Source organism: Vibrio sp. MOR3 (assembly GCF_001557775.1).
Taxonomy (GTDB): Bacteria; Pseudomonadota; Gammaproteobacteria; order Enterobacterales; family Vibrionaceae; genus Vibrio; species Vibrio jasicida.
Genome location: NZ_LNRD01000002.1, coordinates 72,722 through 97,485 on the forward strand (window position 1 = coordinate 72,722; position 24,764 = coordinate 97,485).

The following is a 24,764-nucleotide window of genomic DNA, read 5'->3' on the forward strand; positions in this document are numbered from 1 at the left end:
TGGATATGCATACCGAATTCTTTATTTCCAAAAACAGCATGGCGAGAGGATTGACGACTGCGCTGATTGCCTTCGCGTTGCTCATGTCGTCCGATAGCGAGGCTCTAGCCGCGGATCAATACGCCATATTCTCTCTCGACTCAGAGTTTAGTGAATTAAATATTACCAAAGCGAGAAAACTCTACCGTGGAAAAACCAAACGCTTACAAGGGAAACGAATTGAACTGTCAGACTGGCCAGACACATCGTCAGAGCGATCTGAGTTTTATCGCTATTTACTCAACAAGAACGTCGCACAGATGAATGCGCATTGGGCGAGTTTGTCTTTTTCTGGCAAAGCACGTCCGCCTAAAGTCATTGATAGTTCAGATATGAACGCTCTATTGGAATGGATGAAAGAAAAACCTAATCGCATAGGTTACGCACCGGTGAGTAGTCTGCCTTCTAATGCACAAATCCTCTACGTAGTCAGTTCGGAGAAATAATATGAAGAAATCACTCATCGCAATTGCACTAAGTGGTCTGGCTTTTCCGAGCTTCGCAACCATAGAAATTACCGATAATTTATCACTCAGCGGATTTGGTTCAACCTCGTGGGCGACATCCGATAACGAGACACCACTGCTGGTCAATCGCTTTATCGATGACGAAAACTGTTACGACTGTGATACAACGTTTGGTGTGCAACTCGACTTCTTTTACGATGCTTTCAAAGCTTCTGCACAAGTGGTGAAACGTCCACAAGATCATTGGAGTGAGCCGCAATTAGAATGGGCATACTTGGCGTACACCTATGGAAACGTTGAGTTTCGAGGTGGCCGCTTAAGAATGCCTGTCTTTCTCGCTTCGGAGTACTACTACGTGGGACATGCCTTTACCCCTGCTCGCCCACCAAATGAGGTTTACGACAGCATATTAGGCATCACCGCTTACAATGGTTTGTCGGTGCTTTGGAATTACGACTTGAACGACAGCATGACGTTAACCACGACACCTTTCATCGGTTTCCATGATGAAAGCACGGTCGACTTTAACGCCAATACCGAATTGACGTTCAAGACCAATGAAATGTACGGTGTGAACTTCATTCTGAGTGGTGATTACTACCGTTGGAACTTTACCTATTTAGACTCCAACTACGACCAAGAGACGAAACTTACCAACCTCACTACGAATATCCCAGGGGTTGGTGTAGTGCAAGTGCCAGATCAAATCCTGAACGCTAAAGACCAAAGCATCAAGCTGTTTTCTCTTGGGGCAGAATACGAGTTTGATGCGCTAACGTTAACCGTTGAGGGCCAAACCAACGACATCGCTTCTGCCTGGTACGTTCAAGGGACATATAATCTCAACAGATTCACACCATACGTGACTTACGGCCAACAGTTTGATGACCACGAACATCGTGTCGGTGACAGTTACCTGTTCGGTGTGAGATACGATGTTCATTACAACATTTCACTCAATGCAGAGTGGCAACACTTCAACGCTTATCGCAATGCCTCTGGTGCGTTTGTTAACACACCACCGGAAGATGAAGCCAATCTTTACACCATAATGGTTAACTTCGTCTTCTAACCTTAGTCAGTTAACTACAAGGCAGGTCGAACGTTCTCGACCTGCTCTGCTTTGAAGTCTCTTGATTTATTCACCCAACACATCACTTGTTTCGGTTTATCATCACCACGGAGAGGATCGTCAAAGTCATCCCTACGGCATGAAACCAAGTAAAAGACTCACCCAGTATCAGAATCGCGCAAAGCGCAGTCATTGCAGGGCCAACATTGCTCACCAAACTTAAATGCGCCGGATTTAACCTCGCCATCGCGGCCGCAATCAAATAAGACGGAATCACAGTACAAAACAATCCAAGTAATACACCAATGATGATAAGTTCATGACTCAATGTTTGTAGATCTAAGTCGCTGAAAACCAGATGAACTAGAATCGCTACACCCGCACTGCCCATCCCGATGCTAGTAAAGATTGTACTACCAAGCTTGGCGATACTCCCTTTACTCATCACTAAGTAAACTGCAAAGACAAAAGCAGACAATACTGCTAATCCACCACCTAACCATATCTGATCCCCATATTGAGAAAGGTCGTGGGCAACAATCAATCCAACGCCTACATAACCAATCAAAGCCGCGATGATGATATTACGATTAGGTACTTGAGCTTGCGTTAACCACATGATCAACACAACAAACGTTGGAAATAGGAAAAGCAGCAAGCGCTCCAATTGAGCGGAAATATAGTTAAGTGCAGTAATGTCTAAATAGCTAGCTAAGTAATAGCCCAACACACCAATTGCCGCAGCTTTTAATCCGTGGCTTTTCACTTGTGTCCGATGTTCAGATTTACGCAGCATCCAAAACAAAATACAAAGATACACGGGCAATGAACTCATCGCTCGCAGCGTCATGATGCTAACGGCATCACCACCATGCTGATAGGCCATTTTGACGAAAATGGGCTTGATAGAAAAAAGTAATGTTCCCGCGAGTGCAAACAATACGCCTAATGTGACCGAATTGATCGGTTGTTTGAAGGGTTTGGTTGGCTTGTTTTCTGAATGTGGATTGGATTCGGATGCCGTATTCATTGTCTCTCCTTGATAACACATTTTCTGTTCATACAAGGCTACGAGATAGAATACGATTCTGGCTGCATCTACTCGCAGCCAGGCACAACTCAACCTACCGACTGCTTGGCATTAGAAGGAGGAGCCACCAGAGGTTGGTTGTGCGGATGATCATTTTACTTTCCTATTCGGGTAGAAGGTTCAGACTAACCATTGAACATATTTTGTTCAAGCTTACGATCTCTAAAATAGTACTCTTTATCGTGTTGTCCGACCTCTCTGAGCACACGACACGGGTTACCAACGGCAACCACATTGGCAGGAATATCCTTAGTTACGATACTGCCCGCGCCAATCACCGAGTTTTCTCCGATCGTCACACCCGGTAATACCACCGAGTTCGCACCAATCCATACGTTATCTCCAATTCGAACCGGCATATTGAACTGCGCGACGTCTCGTCTCAAATCGGGGTCGATTGGGTGCCCTGCCGTTGCAATGGTTACATTAGGTCCAATCATCACGCTATTCCCAATGTAGATGTAGGTATCGTCGACTAAAGTCAGATTGAAGTTCGCGTAAACATTGTCACCAAGGTAAGTGTGACAGCCCCAGTTCGCTCTTAAAGGCGGTTCGATGTAACAATTCTCACCTACAGACGCGAGCAGACGCCCGAGTATCTCGCCCCGCTTTTCTGATTCCGAAGGACGTGTGTGGTTGTAATCGTATAAGGTCTCAAGACATTCGGTTTGCATTGCCGCCAGCTCTTCATCATTACAGAAGTAGACTTTTTGACTGTGCAACATGGTTTTCTTATCCATTATTATTCCTGTGAGGGGATGTTCTTGGTTGAAATTTAGCAGAGTGAGGATAAGAAAGGTTTGCCAAAAGTCATGAAATTCATGCGTCATCCAAGAAAGAAAGTAAGAAATTATTAGCGAAGGAACATGGGCTAAGATAAAGGGATTCGAGTCAAAATTGGAAATGCGAACAAAAATCAAAAATGCCGCAAAGTTCGAATCTTGCGGCATCTTTCTAAGCTGGCTTGTTGGTTTTTTTGCGACTTTCCAAACGCGCTTTAAATTTCTTATTTCGGCGCTTTAAGGCTCGGAAGAATTTCGACTCTTCGTGATACCAACCAATAACGCTAATAGGGAATCCCACCAGCATCATGATAAAGACATCGGCAGGAAACTGCTCTGTAATATCCCTTACCGTTTGCAGCTCACCAAAGATAAACAAGCCAATAACCTTGCCAACCAACAACGCACAGCAAATCATCAAGAAAGACTTCATTATGTAGTGCCATTTGCCTTTCTTGCGCTCTTCTCGCCAATACACGTATTTGTGCTCGCGGTTGTACATTTCCCCCTCCGTTTAAGTGACATTGTCACCATCAGTCTGCGAAATGGAATGGTGGTGCGAGACGGCAAGCTCGCACTACTTTAATCATAGTGCGATTGGAGGGAGTTGCTTGTCAGACCAATAAGAAATGACGGCGATTTTACTGAGCGGTCCACATTTGTTTGTAAGAGCGCAATTCTCGGTTGGACTCATCCAAACCAAACATGCCTGCTAGTGCTTGCAGTTTTTGTTTGTAGCGTCCTAGTGCGCTTTCATCATCAGTCATAATCGCGAATTCTGCGAAATAACCGATGCCTTCAAGGTGGTCAAGCGTGATATGGAATTCACCGACAAAGTAGATACTGCGAGTCTTCTTAGTATGGAGAATGACCTCGTAACCCATGTTCTCTAACATGCTTTTTGCCGCGTGAGACTTGGTGATGTCTGTTGCTTCGCAACGATCTTCTTCCGGACCTTTAACAATCCAAAGCTTAATGCCAGATGGTTCGATTTCACGAATCACCAAGCTTTTGTTTTCGTTGGTTAGTTTGCGATCAGGTGTATCGTAAAACCAATCTGATTCTTGGTTGTCTTCGAACATCACCTCGTGCTGCAAACTGCTCAGCGCGGTTAAAAACGCTCGCTTGTCTTTCACTCGGTATTTCAATTCAACTTCAAACTGACCTTGAAAATGATCTTGTGCACTCACGCGACTACCTCTCTACAACTGTTCGCTTCGACTTTTTATTCTGTTCTTCACAAGGTGAAAGGACTTTTAAAATTGGCGAAAGATTAGCATGAGTTCCGCTGCTGGTCTGAAACACAAGATAACTTTGTGCAAAACGTGGCACAAAACTTAAAACGCGAGAGAACGCATATACACACAACTAGCGATGCCAGCGATAACGACCAGAGTCCTGCCGATGGCAACATCCGCAATGTACATGACGGGATGAGCCATTCGGGTAAAAGCAAACACAATCGCAGGCATGGAGAGATCAGACCATGGAACACCACTCAAACTAACGACAAGATTGGTTGCGCTATAAAATGCCAACGCTTCCCCATTTAATTAATGCTTACGAAACAACCAAATAGGACCAATCAGTAAAAACTGAACGTCTTCAAAAAACGATGGTTTCTTCCCTTCAATCTTGTGTCCGATAAACTGGAAAATCCAAAGCACACCAAACAGTAGCATCGAAATCTGTAAAACTGGCCAACCGAGTATGTCCATCGACCAGATCAGGCCGATACACGCAACGGTGTAGCCAATCATCATCATGAATACGCTAAGAGACAACCGGAAGTAGAAGATCCACGCGGGTAAAGCAACGACCCATACCCAGTTGAGATTGAATCCAAACAAAGGAATTTGCGGAATAGACCAAATCAACCCAACCACGGATAAAAAGATACCCGGCACCGCCACTTTATGAATCTTTTGATTGATTGGGTTTTGATGGCTTTCACCGTAGGCTTCTAACCATTCAGAGAGTTCACGCATAACTTCACCTTTAACATCGCTATAACATTTATATAGTCGGTGCGAGTTAAAGGTGCGAGTTTTTGCCCGAAGATATTGATAATAAACAAAGTATCTGTGACCAAGCACAAACTATGTTACTGATATCCCAATGAAATACGCTGCGCTTTCGTTAGTTTAGCAACCACTAGGTCATAGGTTCTCGATTACTCATACTGCGGCAAGAGAAGCTTTAACGCCTGATTAACCTGCCCTTTTTCTGCACTGCTCAAAGACCCCATCAGCTCATGTTGCGCTTGAAAGTGCTGCTCTATCAGTGAGTCAATTAACTCGAAACCTTTTTCTGTGAGTTCGACAGTGACGCTGCGGCGGTCTTCTTTACTGTGCTCACGTGCAATCAGACCTTTCTTCTCTAGCTTATCAAGCCTATTTGTCATGGCACCGGACGTCAGCATCATGGATGAAATCAGCTCCGATGGCGTTAAACGATATGGCTGACCACTGCGTCTCAGCGTTGCTAAGACATCAAACTCACCCATTTTAAGGTCGTAACGTTTGTGCAGATCGGCGACGTGGTTCTCCATGTGCTTTGCGATTCTCATCAAACGCCCCATGATCGCCATCGGTTCGGTGTCGAGCTCCGGCTTTTCCTTAGCCCACTGGCTTACCACTCTGTCAATTGCGTCCATTACCCTTTCATCTCCAAAGACATTTTGATTTACGAATTTATTTTAACATAAAGATACTTTACAAAAAGCCATCTCGAGCGTACCTTTACAATAAATTATCTCAACGTAAAGATATTTAACATGAACATTTTACTCGCGATGATTCCGGCGTTTTTTTGGGGCACCACTTACGCCGTGACACAATTTACTTTGCCAGACTGGCCGCCAGTGTTGCTTGGCGCCCTGCGCGCTTTGCCGGCTGGCCTTTTGTTGCTTGCTATCAAACCAACATTACCAAAGAAACAAGATTGGAAGATCTTACTGGTACTCGGCACAATCAATATCGCCCTCTTCTTCGGACTCATCTTTGTTATGGCGTTGACCTTGCCTTCTGCAATTTCTGGAGTGGGTATGATCTCCGTCCCTGTGTTCGCGATGCTGTTTGGCTGGGTTGTGTACAAGCGACAACCAAGTTTGATTCAAGGGATAAGCGGTGCAGCACTGATTGCACTGGCGTGGTTCCTGTTTGATCCTAGTTCGATCACACTCAACCCAATTGGCTTAATCGCTATGCTCTCGGCAATCATGTGTATCGTTATCGGCAGTAGCGTCACTAAGTCTCTTGGTGCAAGAATGCACTGGTGGACGGTACTAACATGGCAGCTCATTTTAGGCGGCATCATTCTTTCTATCGCCGCAGCCATCTTTGCGAGCTTTAATCCAGAGCCGTATGTGAGCGCCCTACAAAACGCATCATTAAGAAACGTCGGTGGTTTACTGTGGGTCATCGTCCTTAACACCGCACTTGGTTACGGCATGTACGTGTGGCTATTGCAACGCATGTCGGTGGTGGACTTTACCTTCGGTGGTATCGCAAACCCAGTAGCTGGCATTGTTTCTGGTTTAGTATTGATGGGCGAAAGCTTCACACCCGTACAATACAGCTTGATGCTTGGCATGATCCTGATGTCGCTGGTTCCGCAACTGCTGATGTCGTTCAAACAAAAACGCAATATCAATAACGCAAAGCCTTGTGAGTCATAACGCTCTGCAACGTGAAAAACAAAAGCCCGAGTTTATGCTCGGGCTTTTTGGTTCTGCATGCTTCACTTCTCCGTTATCGGCTTATCTTTCACACCAGCGTAAAACACCAAAATCTCTACCGGCTCATCACCCGTATTTGCGCCAAAATGCCATTGGTCGACGACTTCCGCAATTGCATCCCCGGCTTTCAGTACGATCTTCTCGTCATCCTTTTTCGTGACTGTGATTTCCCCTTTCAGCACAATGCCAGCATTAATAACAGGATGTTGGTGCATGGGAAGCTCCACTCCCTTCGGGACGGTAATTTTCAAAATGGTGACTTCCGGTTGGCCTTTGGGGTATTCAGGCAGTGTAGTGCCATCCCAACTGGTTGTCGTCTTTAGGACTACGTCAGCCTCTACTGAACCTGGCAAATGGGTGTCTGCCCATACAGAGCTAAGCACCAATGAAAGTGCAATCACTGCGGTTAGAATCGGTTTCAAAATCCTCTCCTTGTTTATCGATAACCTTTGTTTAAACAGTAAGAGAGGATGGAAGGTGATGACGAGTGGATAAGAAGAAGTGTGAGCGAAACAGCGAAGTCTATTGCCACGATACAACAGCCTACTTTATTGATGAGCTGAGCATCACTCTTCTACTAGACTGATTTCGATGCGCTCTTTGCCTTTGCCGATGTTCTTTCGTTTTAGTTGAATACGCCCAACTTCCGAAGTGTTCTTTAAATGAGTGCCGCCACACGGAACTTGCGCAAAGCCCTCAACTTTCCAGTAGCGACGCTGTTCGCTGGTATCAGAAAAGTCACTGATGATGTCAGCGTGAGAATCGATCACACTTTGAGCTTGTTGTTGCAGGTCTGGCAGCAGTGGTTTGACGCTCTCGTGCCATTCAAAATCAACCCGGCTTTTGTCGGCAGAAATGTGCGCTCCGACTTTAGTCATCTCAGGAAAGCGCTGAGTCACGACTTCAAGAATCACTTCCGCGGCAAAGTGCAGTTTCATCAGAGCATAACGACGCGCCCAATCAATCTGAGTTGTCACGATTGCGCCAGCTTCAAAGTTTGGCTCACGTTCCAGTGTATAAACAATGGATAGACCTTGCTTCTCCGCCTTTATCACTTGGATACCACCGATGGTGCCTACATCGCTTTCTTGACCACCAGACTCGGCGTAAAAGATGGTTTCTTCTAGCTCGATACAAGGTCCGTCTACGCGACATACGGTAGATTCCAACTTAACTTGATACGGGTCATCCCAAAATACTTTGTGCGTCATTGCCTTCCCTGCAATTTATTGTGGTGATGCCCTACTTTAGGTGACTTTTATATCAATGCATAGCGTATCTGTGTGATTCTCTGCCCGATTCCATCCATAAAAAATGCCCACCGAATCGGCAGGCATTCTCTATTTCACAAAGTTTTAGCGCTAGATAGTGCCTTTATTGGGAAAGCTTTTTCATTTGTAAGCCCATAAAGATGAAGCTGATGCCTTCAATCAGTAGCGAAATACCCACAAATGTACCCAATAGCGTAGTTGAGAATGCAGGATCATCGAGCAACATGAAGAAATAACCACCGATAAGCACTGAAATTACGCCACTGAATACAATCACGTTGCTGCTTGGTAGGCTCCGGTTGCTCAAACCAAAGAAGATACGAGTCAAACCGTTTAAGATCATCACAATCACCATCAACATTGTAATGGTTACTAAGCCTGCTAGTGGCTTAAATAGGATAAACAAACCGCCAACAATATATAAAACGGCACTTAAGACGTACCAAAGTTTCTCTTTCCAAACGTTAATGGAAAACGTGTGGTATGCCTGAACCAGACCACTGAACAACAGAACCGCACCAACGATGGTCGAGATCGTCACGCCAGCCAAAACAGGCAAACTCATGGCACCAACGCCCATTAATGAGATAATGACGCCGACAATGACGAAGTACTTCCAGCCTTTAGACAAAAAAGTCGGTTGTTGTGATTGATTAGAATTTTCCATTGAATGCCTCTTAAATTAAACGCAAGCCGCCTTTTCAGTCTAGTCTAATAAAACCGTAGAGAGTTCACAGACTTAACAGAAATACGTGTCCCATTTGCAGAATTGGATGTTAAACCCGTATCACATCATCGCCTATACACTATTTTTGAATAATAAGATTCACGATTGTTAGATTAAAGCAGTGCAAAACAAAGAGATGGGGAGTAGGATTGGCGGCTTTCTAACGCTTGCTGCTTGATTTTTTGTTTTGAGATTCTCACTCCCAGTTTTCAGGCCCGTTTTGAGGATGACATTTTGCTCGATCATCATATTCGCACTTTCATTTCAGAAAAGCTGAGTGCCGTCGGCATCAATAGCGATCCATACGGAATAGAGCTCACCAGTGTCTTTATTTTGTCGAGCCTCGCTGCTGCTGCGATCAGTTATTTGATTGTTCACCACCTTATCGTTCGCTCTGCCAACAATGTGTTGCAAAAAACCAATAAACCCTTGGCAGACAGCTTTACGAAATACGATGTTTTAGAAAAACTCTCACTGCTGATTCCAATTATGGTTTTGGATGTCTTTATTCCATTAGCCGTTGGTCATTATGACTGGTTAGCCAACATCTTTGACCGTATTTTAAGTATTTCGATTTTGGTCATCTTTATTTGGATGATTTTCGCCCTACTTGATGCCTTGAATGACATTGCCACCTTTAAAGGCATTACGAGAAAAATGCCGATCAAGAGCTTTGTTCAGCTTATTAAGCTCTTTACCTTCTTTGTAGGTGTTGTCGTATCGATGTCGATATTGGCTAATGAATCCCCTGTTATCTTCCTCTCTGGATTGGGGGTCGCGACAGGTTTTGTCATGCTGGTGTTTAAAGACACGATATTAGGATTTGTCGCGGGTATTCAGCTTTCTGCAAACCGCATGATCAGCTTGAATGATTGGATTCAGATGGACTCATACGGCGCCAACGGTACGGTAGAAGAGATTTCATTAACGACAGTAAAAGTACGAAACTTCGACAATACCGTTAGTATGCTGCCCGCTTACGCACTGGTTCAAAATGCATTCATTAACTGGCAAGGCATGTCCGACTCCGGCGGTCGACGCATCAAACGTGCCGTCAATATTGATGTCACCTCAATTCGATTTTTATCTGAGCAAGAAATCGAAAAGCTCAAGAACATTCGAATTCTACGTCAGTACATTTACGAAAAGTCTCGTGAGATCAATGACTACAATGATGAAATGAGCGAGGAACCTGCGTTGGGTAACCTTCGTCAAATGACCAATTTAGGAATGTTCCGTGCGTACGTGAATGCTTATTTGAAAGCGAACAAGGACATCCATCAATACATGTTAATTATGGTGAGGCAGTTAGAGCCGACACCCGAAGGGATTCCAATCCAAGTTTATGCGTTCACGAATAACACCGACTGGGCTTATTACGAAGGCGTTCAGGCGGACTTGTTTGATCACATCTACTCTATTATGCCACTCTTTGGCCTAAGGCCGTATCAAATGCTGACCAGCAATGATGCAACTCATATCACGCTGGAGCAAACGAAGAGCCGCTCAAAATAAAGACGCTTAGGATGGTGAAGTTTCGGCTTCACCTTCCATGCTGTTCACTAGGTTTTTACGGTTGTAGCGATGTTCACTCAATACACCCCCTTCCACCTTGTAACGCAATCCATACTTCCCTATACACCCTCGCAGTCTCGAGCGAGTCAAATCCGACAGATCGGATGCCGTACTTGCTTTATCAACAAGCTGAACCCAATACGTTTCCATTTTATCTTTCATTATGATTTCCCGACCAACATCTTAACTAGCGTTAGCGAGAATTCTTGCAAATACTTCCTGTGGTCTGGATAGCATACGACAGAACTTTTCTAACGGAATGCCTACGAGAATCGCAAAATTATTGTGTGAAAAATCATTAATACGTTGAAAATAAAGGTTTCTGTCTAATTTTTCCTACGATAAACAGAATGATTAAATTCTATAAAAATTGATAAGTTATCGGTAATAAATACGCTTCTGTAAGTAAAAATGAGGCGCCTAACCTCTGAAAAACCCTCTTAAACCAGAGCAAGTGTTAACTGTTAATCCGCATCGATTGCTCTAATTACCAACAATCTCTTCGTCCTTCACACCGATGTGCATGAGTCATTCGACCACATGTTTTCGCAACAGGGACAAGTACCTCAACGTCGCCATTGTGATCGTCCCCCTTGTTTAGTGAACAGCCATCGACCAAATATGCAGGTCTAATTTGAAGATTTTGACTATTACTTTCATTACAAAAGTTACGTCAGATTAGACATGCTTTTTGCCACATTTTCTGCTCCCCTCTGTATTTCATCAATGACTGAAGAGACCAGTAACAGTTGCTCATCAGTCTCAATAGAAGATTGACGAATAGACTGCATCGATGCTGAGATCTGACTGGTAAGTGCAAGATTGTCCGAAACCACTTTACTTATTTCATTTGTCGAGCTTGATGTTTTCGACGCAAGAACACGAACTTCATCTGCAACTACGGCAAAACCGCGACCATGCTCCCCAGCCCTCGCGGCCTCGATTGCTGCATTTAAAGCAAGCAAATTGGTTTGGTCTGCGATACTGCCGATGACTTGGACTATATTCTCTATACTTACGGAAAGCTCATTAAGCGTATCAATCAAAGCAACAGAACTTGCCACTTGTTCCACAACCGCAGATGATTGCTTTTGAGCTTGATGGATCGAATTTTTACCATCCGTTGCAACTTGTTCTGTCTCAACAGATGTACTACAAGCAATCGACAATGCGTCTTTTGACTCTTGTTCGCTCATCACTTCTAAGGTGATATTCGTAGCAAACTTAACAACCTTATACATCTCATTTTTTTCATTAAAAATTGGGTTGTAAGATGCTTGAATCCAAACCTTCTCTCCGATAGATGACTTTCTCAAAAACCGGCCACTAAAGGCTCTTCCATTTTGTAAATCTTTCCAAAAGTCTGGGTTTTCTTTGTAAAACTCATCAAAGCAAAACATTTGGTGATGTTTCAAAATCACCTGCTCTCTCGAATAGCCCAAAGTATCTAGAAATGCCTTATTAGCATCTAGCACTTCCCCGGAGGGACTAAAGGAGATCACTGCAAAGGTTTTGTCTAATGCTGTTAAGAGATCTTGGTTATTCATACTAGTTGTATGCGCTTTGGTAATATCCGAAGCGATTTTGGCAACTCTATCAACCCGACCTTGAGAAATAATAGGAAAGTATGTGGCCTCAATAAATACCTCATTGCCTCCTCTATCTCTTCGAGAGAACACACCGCTTTTTTCTTTTCCAGCTCTTAAGTCATCCCAAAAATTTGAGTACATTTGTGATGAAACTAATTCTCGAGAACAAAACATTGAGTGATGCTTACCGAGCACCTCTGTTCTTTCATATCCCATGCAAGATCGGAAAGAGTCACTGACCTCTAAAACATGGCCTTGAAGATCAAATTCAATGACGGCAGTCGATGAATACAACGACCTGACAAAGTCCATATTCACATCGACAATATTTATTTCTTCTTTCTTTTTAAAAAACATAGGAGGTCGCTCGCTCAATGTAGTTGTAATGGTGAGTTAACGAAGCTGTCATCACCGCCGGAAGGGATCATTCACCCTATAACGGAATATAATCACATCCCTGTTCGATAACTCTTGCCACTTTATTGAACTTAATCTCTGTGCAGAATCAGACTGAGCGCAGAAAAGTGTCAGTTAATTCTTACCTTGTTGGTTATTTGATTTATTTTCCAAATTTATTGCTTAGCGTTAAAAACCATTTCCCAGATCTTTCAATAAATATCTAACTTAAAATATCATGCTAATTTTATATGCAACAAATATAGAAGAAAATTAAAGCATACTAAATGAATGTGCTCAAATGGCACTACGAGTTAATTGAACATTGCTAACAGACTAAAGCTTAATAAAATTTGTAATGTAGCCTGGCTTGGGCTGGTTCAATTTACCCCCTACAAATTCAAACAAATTTTCCACAATTAAGTGTAGGTTTTTTCCTAAATATCACCAGATGTTCTTTTTTTGTGTTTTTTGCGATCCAGAGTCTATTCATTAAGTTGATTATAATTCACCATCATAAAAGTAAGGGTTTATTTTTGCTGCTTTTAAGTTTTGAGATACATAGATAAATTAACTCGACCTTATTAAGCAAACGATAACCCTTTCCACAAACAGTCGCAGTTAATATAAATGAGATGAATATGAACTTAATTTTTCGCAGCTTAGTGGTCGCTACGGGGGTAATTTACATACCAATGCTTCACGCTGAGCCATCAACCGCTTCCCCCAGCTCTTCTGTACAAGATTCTACCGATACAACACTCTTGGCAGCTTCGAACCAAAATTTAAACCAGTTGCCGCCTTTTCAAAACGGACATTTTTATTTAGGTGGACGTCTTGGCTGGGCTGCTTATGATGGCGCATGTGGCACTTCTGCTTTAGATTGCACCGATGATACTTTGGGCTATGGCTTATACGGGGGCTATCAATTCAATTCTTGGTTTGCTCTTGAAGGTGGAGCAACATCTTATGGTTCACCAGATGCTCGTTATTCCATAGGCAATGTCTCTGCAGACGTTTATGGCGGAGAAATTGCAGTCAAGCTAGATTATCCTCTAACCGAACGTATAAATGTGTTTACCCGATTAGGGGGTGCATACCAATATATCGAGAAGGAAATCTCTACAATTCAGGGAGATTCAAGTAGTCACGACTGGAACGTACTCTCTTCATTAGGGGTTAGCTATCGACTTTCCCAAAACTGGTCGGTACGAGGCGAATATCAATTCATTGATGGAATTGGAGATAGCAACGTGGGACAAGCAGACTCCCACTTCACGTCTATTGGATTAACGTATCACTTCAATCAGCAGGCACCCATCATTGAGCCTACATCAATTGAACCAGCGATTCGTTATGTAACTATTGAGAAACCGCTCTCTCTCAGTGCACAAACGTTATTTGCGTTTGACTCTACTACTGTTGTCACGAATCAGTCGCTAGATTTACTCGTAGAACAACTCACGTCCTATCCTGAAGATAAAGTACAAATCCTAGGTTATACCGATAATTCCGGCTCTGAAGCTTACAACCAACGCTTATCAGAGCAACGTGCTAAAGCAGTTGCTGCCTATCTGACAGAAAAAGGCATTGATGCATCTCGCTTAACCGTCGTCGGTAAAGGTGAAGCAAATCCCGTTGCTTCAAATGATACGCAACAAGGGCGAGTTCAAAACCGTCGTGTTGAAGTACGATTCGACACAACAATTAATCAAACTCTAGAAGCTACTGACAAGCCAAATAAGACGAACTAAGAGGTAAAAAAATGAAGAAGTTATGGCTATTTGGCCTTTCATTGTGCAGCATCCTTTTAGCAGGATGTAACAATGGAGATGAAGGGCTGGTCGATGTGCCAGACGGGGGAATTCATCAAGCAGTTTCCATCGTTGTCACTCCTAAAAATGCTCAGATCCCTGTTGGGCTACCACTTCAATTAGAGGCAATTGCTACGTTAGATGATGGTACAACTGTCGATGTAACGTCCAACCCTTCACTAAGTTGGTCCTCTTCCAATAACGACATTGCAACTATCGACAATCAAGGTTTATTAACCAGTGTTTCAACTGGACAAGTAACTATTACTGCAAAAGGCATCAACAAAGATGGCTCTATCGTTGAGGATACCTCAAATGTAACTGTCACAAATGCTGCGGTCACCGAGCTTCTCGTGACACCAAAAACTGCTTCTGTTGCGAAGGGATTAAGCCAAGCATTTAAAGCCGAAGCCATTATGTCTGACGGGCAAGTCATTGATGTTACCAAAAACCCCGAATTAACTTGGAGTAGCAGCGATACAGCAGTTGCCTCAATTAATGATGATGGTACAAACAAAGGACAAGCTTTGGGTTTAACTGCGGGTACGTCTGAGATTAAAGCGCAAGGCATGGTAGGTGATAAAGAGTTTTCCGACACAGCAGTATTGACAGTGAATGAAGCCACAATTCAAAGCTTCAATGTCTCCCCTGACGCAACTTCCCTACCTGTAGGTTTAGATACAGTATTAAAAGCAGAAGTCACTCTGACAGATGGCTCAGTAAAGGACGTAACGCAAGAAGCAGATTGGACAACAACAGATCCTACAGTGCTCGACGTTAATAATACAGAGGGCAACAAGGGCTCTATCCACGCTAAAAAAACGAACACGTCGCCAGTAGATGTCATAGCCTCAATTACCGTAGCTGGGAAAGAGTATACCGACAGCACGGCTATCACAGTCACTACTGCGACAGTAACTGCCCTTTCAGTAACACCAGAAACAGCCACCCTACCGGAAGGCTTAACACAAGAGTTCATTGCCCAAGCCGAATTATCTGACGGAACATCTCTCGATGTAACAAAGAACACAGCTGTTAGTTGGACAATCAGTGATAGTTCTATTGCGACGGTTGATAAAGGGATAGTGACTTCGGTAGCAGAAGGTAATGTAACAGTAACAGCCGTTGGTGTGGTTGGAGCACAGAGATTCTCAGACAGTGCCACATTGACTGTCACACCGACGGTCGTAACGAACATTATTATTTCACCGCAATCAGCAAACACTCCTGTTGGGTTAACCAAGCAATTTACCGCAACTGCAGTCTTCTCTGACGACAGTGAATTGGATGTTACAAACAATGCCGCAATTAGCTGGACTACAGGTGAAGCAACTATCGCAACAGTAAGCAATGATGCGGATGGCAAAGGAATAGTAAAAGGTGAATCCGTAGGCAAAACAACGATAACTGCCACCGGAGTATTAGGTAGTCAATCCCTACAAGCAACGGCAGATTTAGAAGTTACTAAGGCTGTCATTACTGATTTCCAAGTGACACCTGCAATCAGCGCTTCGGCACTTGGATTGCCTACTTCTTTTATCGCAACCGCAACGCTTTCCGATTCGACATCACTCGATGTAACGAATAACCCAGAAGTAACTTGGAGCTCTAGCAACACCGGGGTAGCAACAGTAACAAACGGAGAACTTGACGGAAATGGTGTTGCTACCGGTGTTGCTGTCGGTGTAACCAGCATCACAGCCTCAGCAAGCGTTAACGGAGAGAACTGGCAATCATCAGGAGAACTCACCATTAACAATGCGACTATTGTTGGTATTTCTATAGACACGACAGATAACGAAGTCGCTGTTGGAAAAACATTAGCAATGAAGGCGATTGGAGAACTATCTGATGGCAACACTACTGATTTAACTGCAGATGACCGTTCAACTTGGGTAATAGAAGATACCTCATTAGCTTCTGTCTCTAACGCTGCTGAGGATAAAGGCACAGTTACTGGGATTAAGCTAGGTAGCACCAATATTACCGTATCTGGAGAATTTGATGGTTTAACGCTAGATGCAACAACAGCATTGAATGTAGTTGGCCCATATCGTCGTCCATTATTAGCAGATGAAACCACATACGAGGAAGATACAAAAGAAGAGATCGTCTATGTCGATAGTACAGGTACAACTCAAATGCCAGGACCTGGCCCTGATATTTATGGTTATGCTGCGGTAGGAGTTGAAGTAGCCATTGCTGAGTGTCAACTGAGAGGTGAGGATTTGGTATCAAATCCAACATCGCTAGCGGCCTACTTGAATGAAGGCAATGATGAAACATCAACTTGGCCACTCAACTTCCGTTATTTCTGGACGACAAAAATGAGTACCGGTGAGCCCGACTCTTGGTTTAAATACCGCGATTCTGTGTTCTTTAACGATGATACAGCGAAATTCGAGATTTCAGGACAAGACCCTGACTCGCATGCATTTGTTATCTGTGAACACAAATAGTGCTTAACACTTAAGCTATAAAAAGGATGGCTGTAAACGACCATCCTTTTTTAATTGGCTCAACCGCTATTTAATTCATTATTGAAAAATCGCGTTCATCCACATCGATTATTCGAACCTCCAACTTTTCGCCACACACCCCATATGCCTCCAGCACCCGGTTCGTTACCGACTGTCCACCACTGGTTTTCCCATTCACTCCCTTTCCACGAGACACGCTCACAAGGAGAAGCGTAAGTTTTGCTCGACTCCCATTGAACACCGTTGGGGGTGATAGGTTTTGCTTTTTGCACCACTCTCACTTCAGTGGAATCAGAAGTTACGCCATCATTGACCGTTAATAAGAAGCGGTAAGTAATGTCGGCCTCATGTTCATCAAAGCCTACATTCGTCTTCGAGGCGGAAGGTGATGCAATAATAGCAAGAGGGCTTGAAGGAGCGAGTTGCTGCCATTGATACATCAATTGGTCGCCATCCGGATCGCTGGAAGCATCCCCAGTTAGACTTATCGTCCCAGCACCTGTCAGTTCGTATTGGTTGCTGGTTGCGACAGCGACCGGAGGTTGGTTTACGTCTGTACTGTCTTCACTCTTGATGTACAACAAACGATTTGGAGAACCGTCGCCCACGTTGTACAGAGCATTTGCCGTGCTATTTTCTATCAGCAAGCGTTTTAGCTCACTCGGCGATGCTTTAGGATTCACTTCTAGCAATCGTGCAACTTGACCAGCTACATGTGGTGCTGCCATTGAGGTACCGGACATTGATTGATAACCACCATGGTTGCGGGCGGAAATAATGTTTGCTCCTGGAGCAAACAACGTGACACACTCCCCCCAGTTAGAGCTATACCAACGGTAATCGTCGTTGGTGGATGCCCCAACTGTTATTGAGTATTCAGAGTGAGGTGTTTTGGTACAGGCATCGGTGTTATTGTTCGCCGCCGCGTGTACAAATGGCAGGTTGTATTCAGTAATAAGCCTATCAACCGCTTGGTCGAGTGGAGCCCAACGAGTACTTCGAGAAATACTGTAGTTGATGACAGCTGGCTGACCTTGTTGCTTAGCATGTTCAATGACCCAATCAAAAGAGTTAAGGATCTGGCTTCCCCAACCTTTGTTCTCACAATTCAAGACTCTCACAGAATAAATATCCGCTCCCGGTGCGATACCATATTGACGCCCAGCGGCTGTGCCCGCAACGTGAGTGCCGTGGCCATGACAATCAGAAGCATCGCTGTCGTTATCAACAAAGTCCCAACCAGATTGAGCACGCCCCCCAAAATCCGGATGAGAAAAATCGATACCTGAGTCGATAACATAGATTGATACGCCTTTTCCGGTGTATGGCCCTACTTCGTATTCTCCATCCAAAGGCAGCTCACGTTGGTCAGAACGGTCTAATCCCCAAGAAGCGACTCGTTGTGAATTCTGGCGATGTACACCGTCCGCGCTAAAGATAACGTCTGGATAAACACCTTTAACCTCCGTCATCTCTTTTAGCTTCTCGGCTTGACCTGTCGATAGTTTTACAGAGAAGCTATTGAGGTTTTGGTAGATACTATCAGCCAAGGGGGCATGAGTTCGGGACGAACGTGTGTGAACCGATTCAGGCACGTTCGCCAAACGTTGCAATACTTGATTTGCTTTTTCTTTGACAGAATTAACCTGTGTACTTCGCGTCATTTTCTTTGGTGAACTCGCATCATCTAGGAGGACAATGTAAGTTTCACGTTGAGATGCATTGGCTGGTAAATGCAGCGCAATAGGCAAGACGCAAAGAAATAATCTCTTGTAATTATTCATGTTTTCACCCTTATGAGATTCCATGAAATACGTAATTTATGGCTAGTATTTCTAATTTAGGTTTCTTGCAACATTGCATTTAAGAACACTGATTGTTCGAAGTATTAACTTTTCGCCAAACACCCCATGTTCCATCCGAGCTCGGCTCCGTGCCTTGAGTCCACCACTGGTTTTCCCATTCATTCTCTTTCCAAGAAACGCGTTCACACGGCGTTGCGTATGTTTTACCTGCGTCCCATTTTGGACTTGATTGCATCGCTTCCGCTTTCTGCGTAATCACTGCTTCTGCAGAGTCCGAAAGCTCACCATCGCTGACGGTTAAGGTAAATCGATAAGTGACTTCACTCGTACTGCCAGCAAACCGCATTTGGGTGTTTGCTTCTTTAGGAGATTCAATAACTGCGAGGGGAGATTTAGGAGAAGTCTGCTGCCATTGATACACTAAACCGTCACCATCAGGATCATTAGACTTTTCACCTATTAACATCACGGTTCCCGATCCTGTCAATTCACCTTGCGAGCGAGAAACAATAGCGTTAGGCGCTTGGTTTTCCTCACCTTTTGACTCCACCAACATCACCTTTTCTTCCGTATTCGGTGCAAACGAGCCGCTATCCACCGGTGATGCCCATTGCCCAACGGTATTACTAAGGTACAGTCTGTAATCTTTGGCCGTACCATTTACGTTGCCATCTTGTCGCGGTAGATATTCAACTCGGGATAACGCGACGCTTTGACCTAAGTCGATGATGATTTCGTGTGGAGCTTTACCCACAGGAGATTGACTCCAACGTGAATGCCAAAACGTGTCAGGGTCACCATCAATGGCATTGCTTGCCGGACGTGGATATTGAGTTTCTTGGCTAGAAACCGAGACAATTTTAATGTTCGCCGGAGACACTGTGCTGCCAGTTTGGTCAACAAAAGTCAGTTCTGCCACAGAAGCAAAGTCTTGTCCTTTAATCTCTGAATCAATAACAAAGCGTGCGTAACGATAACGGTTTTGAGGCTCTGGTTGAGGATCATCAGCGACATTCAGTTGCCATTGACGTTCACTGATAAGACGGTTGCTTGGGTCACGTTTCACTTTTTCAGTCGTGTCTTTCACGACCACTTTGAGAACATGACTTCCAGAGTCGAGGTTTGTCGGGTTTACCGTTATTGCAGCCTGATCACCTTCTAAAAGAACATCTCCATTTAAGGACCATTGAATAGCTACCCTGTCAGTTGGAATAGGAGTCGATACACTGAAAACTCGTTCGCTTTCCAATGCGACCGTACTCGAAGAAGGAGAAACTAAAGCAACTGGGTTGATCGTCTCATACATTTTAAGGATCAAAGCTTCGCTATTCACTGAGCCAAACTCAAGGTTTGTTCCTAAAGCGCGCATCAAGGAGTTTTTGGTCGGACGATATTTTCCAGTCGCACAGTATTGCGCGCCTTCGAACAGACCAACCTGATGATCATGTGCCATCCAATGCGACCATTTAACATTGCTGGTTTGCATCGTGACATTTTTTGCAGAGGGTTCACCATTCAGATTACAGTTGCCGTAGCTGTATTCGTCCGCAAGCTTGCCGAAGGTATGACCCACTTCATGTAAGGCAAGTCCAACCGCACTGCTGTGAGTCGACATGGTTGCGACATTTCCGTAACCTACTCCACCGTATTTTTCTGTATTGGAGACAACAAGGAAAATCTCAGTCGCGGATTCCGGCAAGGCAGCCTTAGCTTCATTCAACGAAATAAAACGATCTTTGAGTAGCAACAATCGGCTTGAACTGTCAGGGAAATAGCTTTTGAACGCGCTGCCGTCGAGTGGAGAACCAATACCGATACCTGATTGCTGGCTAGCTTTTTCGATTAACCAAACGTTAAAATAGTCTCGGTAATCGCTGTAAGGTGATTTAGCAAAAAAACCATCGGTAATCAGTTTTGCATCGCTTCGGAATTTTTCTTTCTCTCCAGCGGTATACCCGTCTCCTAACAAAACTAAATCGATTTTTTCATTTGGAGACCCATTATCAATAAATTTATAGGCAGACGTGGAAACACTGCTTGTTCGAAGGGAAGCCAAACGCTTTGGCTGGACCATGAGCAGTTCAATAACTTCGCCAACCTCATTTAAACTGTAGAAGCGAACAGAACTTCCTCTCTCTAACGTCGCTTGCTGAGCATGATCTAAACTCACCATTCCCTGCTCAAACCACTTTTCATGGGCCGCGACAAATTCGCCTGTTTGCTCTTCAAATTCTTCAAACTGCAAGTATAAAGGGCTTTTAATATGCAGTAGCCCAACACGCTGATGAGCGTCGTTAAGGACTTCGATCGCGATAAGCGCGGGTGTTTCTAGCCCCAGTTCTTCTGCGGTATATGCCACCCTTGAGGCATCTCTCATCACTTCGATCTGGAACTCTTTTCCGATGTGAACATCAGCTAAAGCGGCTTGCGGAACAGCACTGAAACACGATAGTGCTACAGCAAGTAACTTCAATTTTGGTTTAATCATATTTTTCTCCTTGTTTCCTAGCGTTTACCTGACTAACAAGTACAATGTGCCCTTGCCCAAAGGCATTGGCCTCGGCAATTGAAAAGATCATTTATTGATAATGAGAAAGACAAGTCGGGAGGCAGTTCTCCCGACAAATTAACGAAGGAAAAGCATCATGGACATGCTACGCCAGCATTCTTCCATACACTTGATGTATCCGGCTGATCACCACGCGTCCACCACTTCGCCTCATACTTAACGCCGTTGTACGTCACTTGATCACCGCCGGAGTAGGCTTTTTGAGTTGACCACGGCAACGCTACATCGCTGACGAGCTCCCAGGCATCGCTGTTATCAGGTTGATTGTTCTGGCTCCAGTATTTTGCCTTCCAAGCGAGCTGCTTGTGGCTGACAAGATCACCACCCGAGTACGATTTGCTTGCAGACCATACAGCGTAGTTCGCCGCATTTGGATCACTGATGCTGCAGGAATTGTTGTTGGCTTTAACTTTCACAATCGTGCTTGAACTGGCACTTTCCCCTGCTGGATCAGTGACGATCACACGAACCGTAAATTGGCTATCGACCGTGACTTCTGGAGCCGTCAGACGAATAGTGCCTACTGACACAGGCAGATAAGCTAGGCCCGATGTGTGCCATTGATATGAAAGCACATCACCATCTTGGTCCGATGCCGTTGCGGCAATCTCAATAACTGCACCAGATTTTGCCTCCATGCTTTGCGGGAGAGACACTTGCGGCGCATGATTTTGGTTTACTTGAGGCTGAGCACTAATCATCACCGTATCTTCAGAACTTGCTTTTCCATCGGAGACCGTGACGGAAAAAACGTACGACTCCGCTTTGTTAGACTCCGGTAAAATGACACTGGTGTTAACTTTGTCGGTCGACTGAATGGTCGCAGGTAAACCCGAGATTTGCTTCCAAAAATAGGTTAACTCATCACCATCGGCATCCGTCGACTGGTTTGCAGATAGCGTAATGGTTGTGCCTGACAGTACAGACTGATCTTCACCAGCGTGAGCAACAGGTGCGCTATTCTCCGTTGGAGTGGAGTCGGTTAAGGAATCAGACTGAACAATAGAGACTTTGAGGTCTTGCTTTGGTTTCTCAATGTCTAACGAACTCAACACCGTGTTATCGCAGACAACTTCTGCTCTTGTCGGTGCATCCGATTGCTTGAGGTTGATGTGGAACTTGTTCATCACGTTATCGTCATAACGGAATCCAACCAATTGGTAGTTATCCGTTTGGTAGTTTCTACCGTTATACACCCTGACATAACATCCATTTGTGTTTAGGATCTCTGCCGGAGTCGGCTGATAAACAAAGCCATACGCACCATGTAACGCTGGGAAAATATAGCTGTTAAGTGTTTGCTGAGGGTCGTAATAACCAACAAGTGTTGTGACAGCGACACCGCTATCCGTAGGGACACGTGTCGGGTTATTTTCCGCTACCTGCGCTTCACTGGTTTCTTGCCAACCTTTACCGTCGCTGATGTAAAACTTGCTGTCACCACGATTCAAGTTCACCGATTGGCCATTAATATGAACGGTCACGCCATACCCAGAGTAACGTGCGACGTTCACCACTTTACCCGCGACAACATTTGCAGCACTCGGCAAGTAAATATCGCGAATCCAACGGCCGTCTCCCGTTTCTACCTTTGTGATATCAAAGTCATTGATGTAACCCAACAACACAGAACCTACCGTGTCGTCTTTGATCGTATTTAGTTGAGATTGCGAGGCGATAGATTTGGCCAACAAGAGCGCTGGTTGTTCAAACTCTTGCATCGTTTTCGTTTCATCGTTCCATTTACTAAAGCCAGTCGACGATGCCTCATCAAACGCCGCTTTCTTTTCCATAAAGGTCTGAATCTTTTCTAGTACAAACGGAGTGTGCAGAGTGTATTTGGAAATCGGTGAAGTTGGCTCACCGCCCCCCATTGCATCTCTGTTGAACTTATAGCCTTCAAAAGCTGGGATTCCTATGCCGTCGGTACAACAAACCTGATCCTGACCATTGCGCTTGTTCCACATGAAGTTAGCAATAAAACGCTGTTGGAATTGATCCCAACCCCATGCAGAGTTTATGTCTGTAGATGGCCGATGCGTTGTACCATCCGTGCCGCCCGGCCAGTGCCCAAGGCCAAAGTTATGTCCGACTTCGTGACTCCATTCATTACCTAACGATGAGTCGATAGTTACCATACCGTTGCCACCACTGCCACCGTGAGCAACCACACCATTTTGATAACGCCCTACTGCGGCAATCGCTGTAATTTGATTCGCCGTATATGGATGTGCTCTCTCTGAGATCGCTGTTGAAGAGTTGATGCCATAGTTTGCTAGGTTGATGCCGTGCGACATCAGAATCTTGGTGGTATACGCACGCATATCCCCTTTGTGCCAAGTGCCCGTGCTCGGGTCTAACTCGGTTAACAAGCGACCATCTGGCAGCATCACTTTATTGAGCTTCACTGTTTCGTACGGGTTAACGATCAACTTGCTTACCGGAATTTTTTGGAAGTAGTCTCTATGTCTTTCAGGATTATCTGCGAAGTAAAAACGCCCCCTTGGATTGGTTAACATCCCTAAATCCATCGTGTTTATCAGCAATTCGTTCGGCGCACCAATATCCAAACCGGAGAGGACGCCTGATGTGCTTCCATTCAGGAGCTCTAGAGTAAGGCCGGGCTGTATCCAAGTCGCTGGCAGTGCCACTGACCACATATCTTGCGCATACGTAATATCGAGGTTTGAACCATCGTGACTCGGAAGTTGCTCTGGTGGGTTCAGTGACAGCACACCTAATTGCTCACCTTTAACATCGCGCCCAATCACTCTCACTTGCGTCGAGTCCAGTGAATGCTCGACAGGTTTAACAAGCAACAAAGTATCACGCAATGCAGTGAGGTGCGGCCTAGGATCGCCTTTATCGTTGTGATGAGGAACCGTGATGTTTTGCGCATAAATGACCATCGCCTCAAAATCACCCTGTAAGTCATTAGTTGGCTGATTATTATTGAACGGAATAACCTGAGCGTGAGTGACGCCCGTGAATAATAATCCGCAAGCGACACTTAACCCTATACTGACCTTATTTATTTTCATACCTTTCCCTTATGTTTGTATTTCAACCACTTTGTTTATTACCTTTATTTCCCAGCAATTGTAAAAATCAACTTCATGAAATCAGATTTTTCCCGAGAAAGATCAGGTTAAAACCTTAAAATATTTCTTATTGAGCAAGCGCGAACAGAGCTTCCATTTCATGGATTTAGAAATTACTTAATTAGCTTTAGCGAATTTAATGCTCTAGCCTGAGAATTAACACCGCTTTCAAAGTCATCAAGACAACAATGATAAAACCAAGCGCTCAGGAAAAAAGACAATAAATTTCAACACGTTAAATTAGTTTA

The 24,764-nt window shown here is 44.4% G+C and carries 21 protein-coding genes; 6 read left to right on the forward strand and 15 right to left on the reverse strand.

The features are described 5' to 3' along the window. Positions 1 to 5: 5 nt before the first annotated feature. Positions 6 to 485, forward strand: coding sequence for a hypothetical protein (locus ATB76_RS04925; protein ID WP_061034977.1), 480 nt, complete (start codon positions 6 to 8; stop codon positions 483 to 485). A gap of 1 nt (position 486) precedes the next feature. Beyond that, positions 487 to 1,578 (forward strand): porin, encoded by a 1,092-nt coding sequence (locus ATB76_RS04930; RefSeq protein WP_061034794.1) that lies wholly within the window; start codon positions 487 to 489, stop codon positions 1,576 to 1,578. 82 nt (positions 1,579 to 1,660) lie between these two features. Here ATB76_RS04930 and ATB76_RS04935 read toward each other — a convergent pair whose 3' ends face one another. The 7 genes from ATB76_RS04935 to ATB76_RS04960 form a co-directional block, all read right to left on the reverse strand. Beyond that, entirely contained in the window at positions 1,661 to 2,608 is a 948-nt protein-coding gene (locus ATB76_RS04935; RefSeq protein WP_061034795.1) for a DMT family transporter, read from the reverse strand. Positions 2,609 to 2,793: 185 nt separating this feature from the next. After that, complete coding sequence (locus tag ATB76_RS04940; protein ID WP_042600732.1) at positions 2,794 to 3,408, reverse strand: sugar O-acetyltransferase; 615 nt, start codon at positions 3,406 to 3,408, stop codon at positions 2,794 to 2,796. 214 nt (positions 3,409 to 3,622) lie between these two features. Next, a complete protein-coding gene (locus ATB76_RS04945) occupies positions 3,623 to 3,952 on the reverse strand; it encodes a hypothetical protein (RefSeq protein WP_042600731.1) in 330 nt (109 codons plus the stop codon). A gap of 139 nt (positions 3,953 to 4,091) precedes the next feature. Next, on the reverse strand, positions 4,092 to 4,640 hold the full coding sequence (gene cyaB, locus ATB76_RS04950; protein WP_020197363.1) for a class IV adenylate cyclase: 549 nt from the start codon (positions 4,638 to 4,640) through the stop codon (positions 4,092 to 4,094). Positions 4,641 to 4,787: 147 nt separating this feature from the next. Beyond that, positions 4,788 to 4,988 carry a hypothetical protein gene (locus ATB76_RS27085; protein ID WP_227742665.1) on the reverse strand — a complete coding sequence of 67 codons (201 nt, stop codon included), beginning with the start codon at positions 4,986 to 4,988 and terminating at the stop codon, positions 4,788 to 4,790. Positions 4,989 to 5,003: 15 nt separating this feature from the next. Continuing rightward, on the reverse strand, positions 5,004 to 5,438 hold the full coding sequence (locus ATB76_RS04955; RefSeq protein ID WP_061034796.1) for an Mpo1-like protein: 435 nt from the start codon (positions 5,436 to 5,438) through the stop codon (positions 5,004 to 5,006). Positions 5,439 to 5,623: 185 nt separating this feature from the next. Further along, entirely contained in the window at positions 5,624 to 6,106 is a 483-nt protein-coding gene (locus tag ATB76_RS04960) for a MarR family transcriptional regulator (protein WP_061034797.1), read from the reverse strand. Positions 6,107 to 6,226: 120 nt separating this feature from the next. On the opposite strand from ATB76_RS04960, the gene ATB76_RS04965 reads away from it, so the two are divergent. Further along, a complete protein-coding gene (locus ATB76_RS04965; protein WP_061034798.1) occupies positions 6,227 to 7,129 on the forward strand; it encodes a DMT family transporter in 903 nt (300 codons plus the stop codon). A gap of 62 nt (positions 7,130 to 7,191) precedes the next feature. On the opposite strand, the gene ATB76_RS04970 is transcribed toward ATB76_RS04965, so the two are convergent. The 3 genes from ATB76_RS04970 to ATB76_RS04980 form a co-directional block, all read right to left on the reverse strand. Continuing rightward, entirely contained in the window at positions 7,192 to 7,611 is a 420-nt protein-coding gene (locus ATB76_RS04970) for a cupin domain-containing protein (protein WP_061034799.1), read from the reverse strand. Between the two features lie 144 nt (positions 7,612 to 7,755). After that, on the reverse strand, positions 7,756 to 8,400 hold the full coding sequence (locus ATB76_RS04975) for an alanyl-tRNA editing protein (RefSeq protein WP_061034800.1): 645 nt from the start codon (positions 8,398 to 8,400) through the stop codon (positions 7,756 to 7,758). Positions 8,401 to 8,563: 163 nt separating this feature from the next. After that, complete coding sequence (locus ATB76_RS04980; RefSeq protein ID WP_038871184.1) at positions 8,564 to 9,127, reverse strand: DUF308 domain-containing protein; 564 nt, start codon at positions 9,125 to 9,127, stop codon at positions 8,564 to 8,566. A gap of 294 nt (positions 9,128 to 9,421) precedes the next feature. Between ATB76_RS04980 and ATB76_RS04985 the strand changes: the two genes are divergently transcribed. Beyond that, positions 9,422 to 10,702 (forward strand): mechanosensitive ion channel family protein, encoded by a 1,281-nt coding sequence (locus tag ATB76_RS04985; protein WP_038874929.1) that lies wholly within the window; start codon positions 9,422 to 9,424, stop codon positions 10,700 to 10,702. A 6-nt stretch (positions 10,703 to 10,708) separates the two neighbouring features. Here ATB76_RS04985 and ATB76_RS04990 read toward each other — a convergent pair whose 3' ends face one another. Together ATB76_RS04990 and ATB76_RS28785 are read right to left on the reverse strand one after the other, a co-directional pair. After that, entirely contained in the window at positions 10,709 to 10,924 is a 216-nt protein-coding gene (locus tag ATB76_RS04990; protein WP_227740561.1) for a hypothetical protein, read from the reverse strand. 506 nt (positions 10,925 to 11,430) lie between these two features. Further along, positions 11,431 to 12,708, reverse strand: a complete 1,278-nt coding sequence (locus ATB76_RS28785) for a PAS domain-containing methyl-accepting chemotaxis protein (RefSeq protein WP_276306957.1) — start codon at positions 12,706 to 12,708, stop codon at positions 11,431 to 11,433. A gap of 680 nt (positions 12,709 to 13,388) precedes the next feature. Between ATB76_RS28785 and ATB76_RS05000 the strand changes: the two genes are divergently transcribed. Together ATB76_RS05000 and ATB76_RS05005 are read left to right on the forward strand one after the other, a co-directional pair. Next, positions 13,389 to 14,501 (forward strand): OmpA family protein, encoded by a 1,113-nt coding sequence (locus ATB76_RS05000; protein WP_061034801.1) that lies wholly within the window; start codon positions 13,389 to 13,391, stop codon positions 14,499 to 14,501. Between the two features lie 11 nt (positions 14,502 to 14,512). Further along, the gene (locus ATB76_RS05005; protein ID WP_061034802.1) at positions 14,513 to 17,020 is read left to right on the forward strand and encodes an Ig-like domain-containing protein; all 2,508 of its coding nucleotides are present in this window, start codon (positions 14,513 to 14,515) and stop codon (positions 17,018 to 17,020) included. Between the two features lie 95 nt (positions 17,021 to 17,115). Here the strand turns inward: ATB76_RS05005 and ATB76_RS05010 are convergent, their stop codons facing one another. From ATB76_RS05010 to ATB76_RS28790, 3 genes are all read right to left on the reverse strand, one after another. Beyond that, complete coding sequence (locus tag ATB76_RS05010; RefSeq protein ID WP_061034979.1) at positions 17,116 to 18,825, reverse strand: S8 family serine peptidase; 1,710 nt, start codon at positions 18,823 to 18,825, stop codon at positions 17,116 to 17,118. A 79-nt stretch (positions 18,826 to 18,904) separates the two neighbouring features. After that, positions 18,905 to 21,334, reverse strand: a complete 2,430-nt coding sequence (locus tag ATB76_RS05015) for a M64 family metallopeptidase (RefSeq protein WP_061034803.1) — start codon at positions 21,332 to 21,334, stop codon at positions 18,905 to 18,907. A gap of 155 nt (positions 21,335 to 21,489) precedes the next feature. Continuing rightward, positions 21,490 to 24,456 carry a M66 family metalloprotease gene (locus ATB76_RS28790; protein ID WP_061034804.1) on the reverse strand — a complete coding sequence of 989 codons (2,967 nt, stop codon included), beginning with the start codon at positions 24,454 to 24,456 and terminating at the stop codon, positions 21,490 to 21,492. Positions 24,457 to 24,764: the final 308 nt, after the last annotated feature.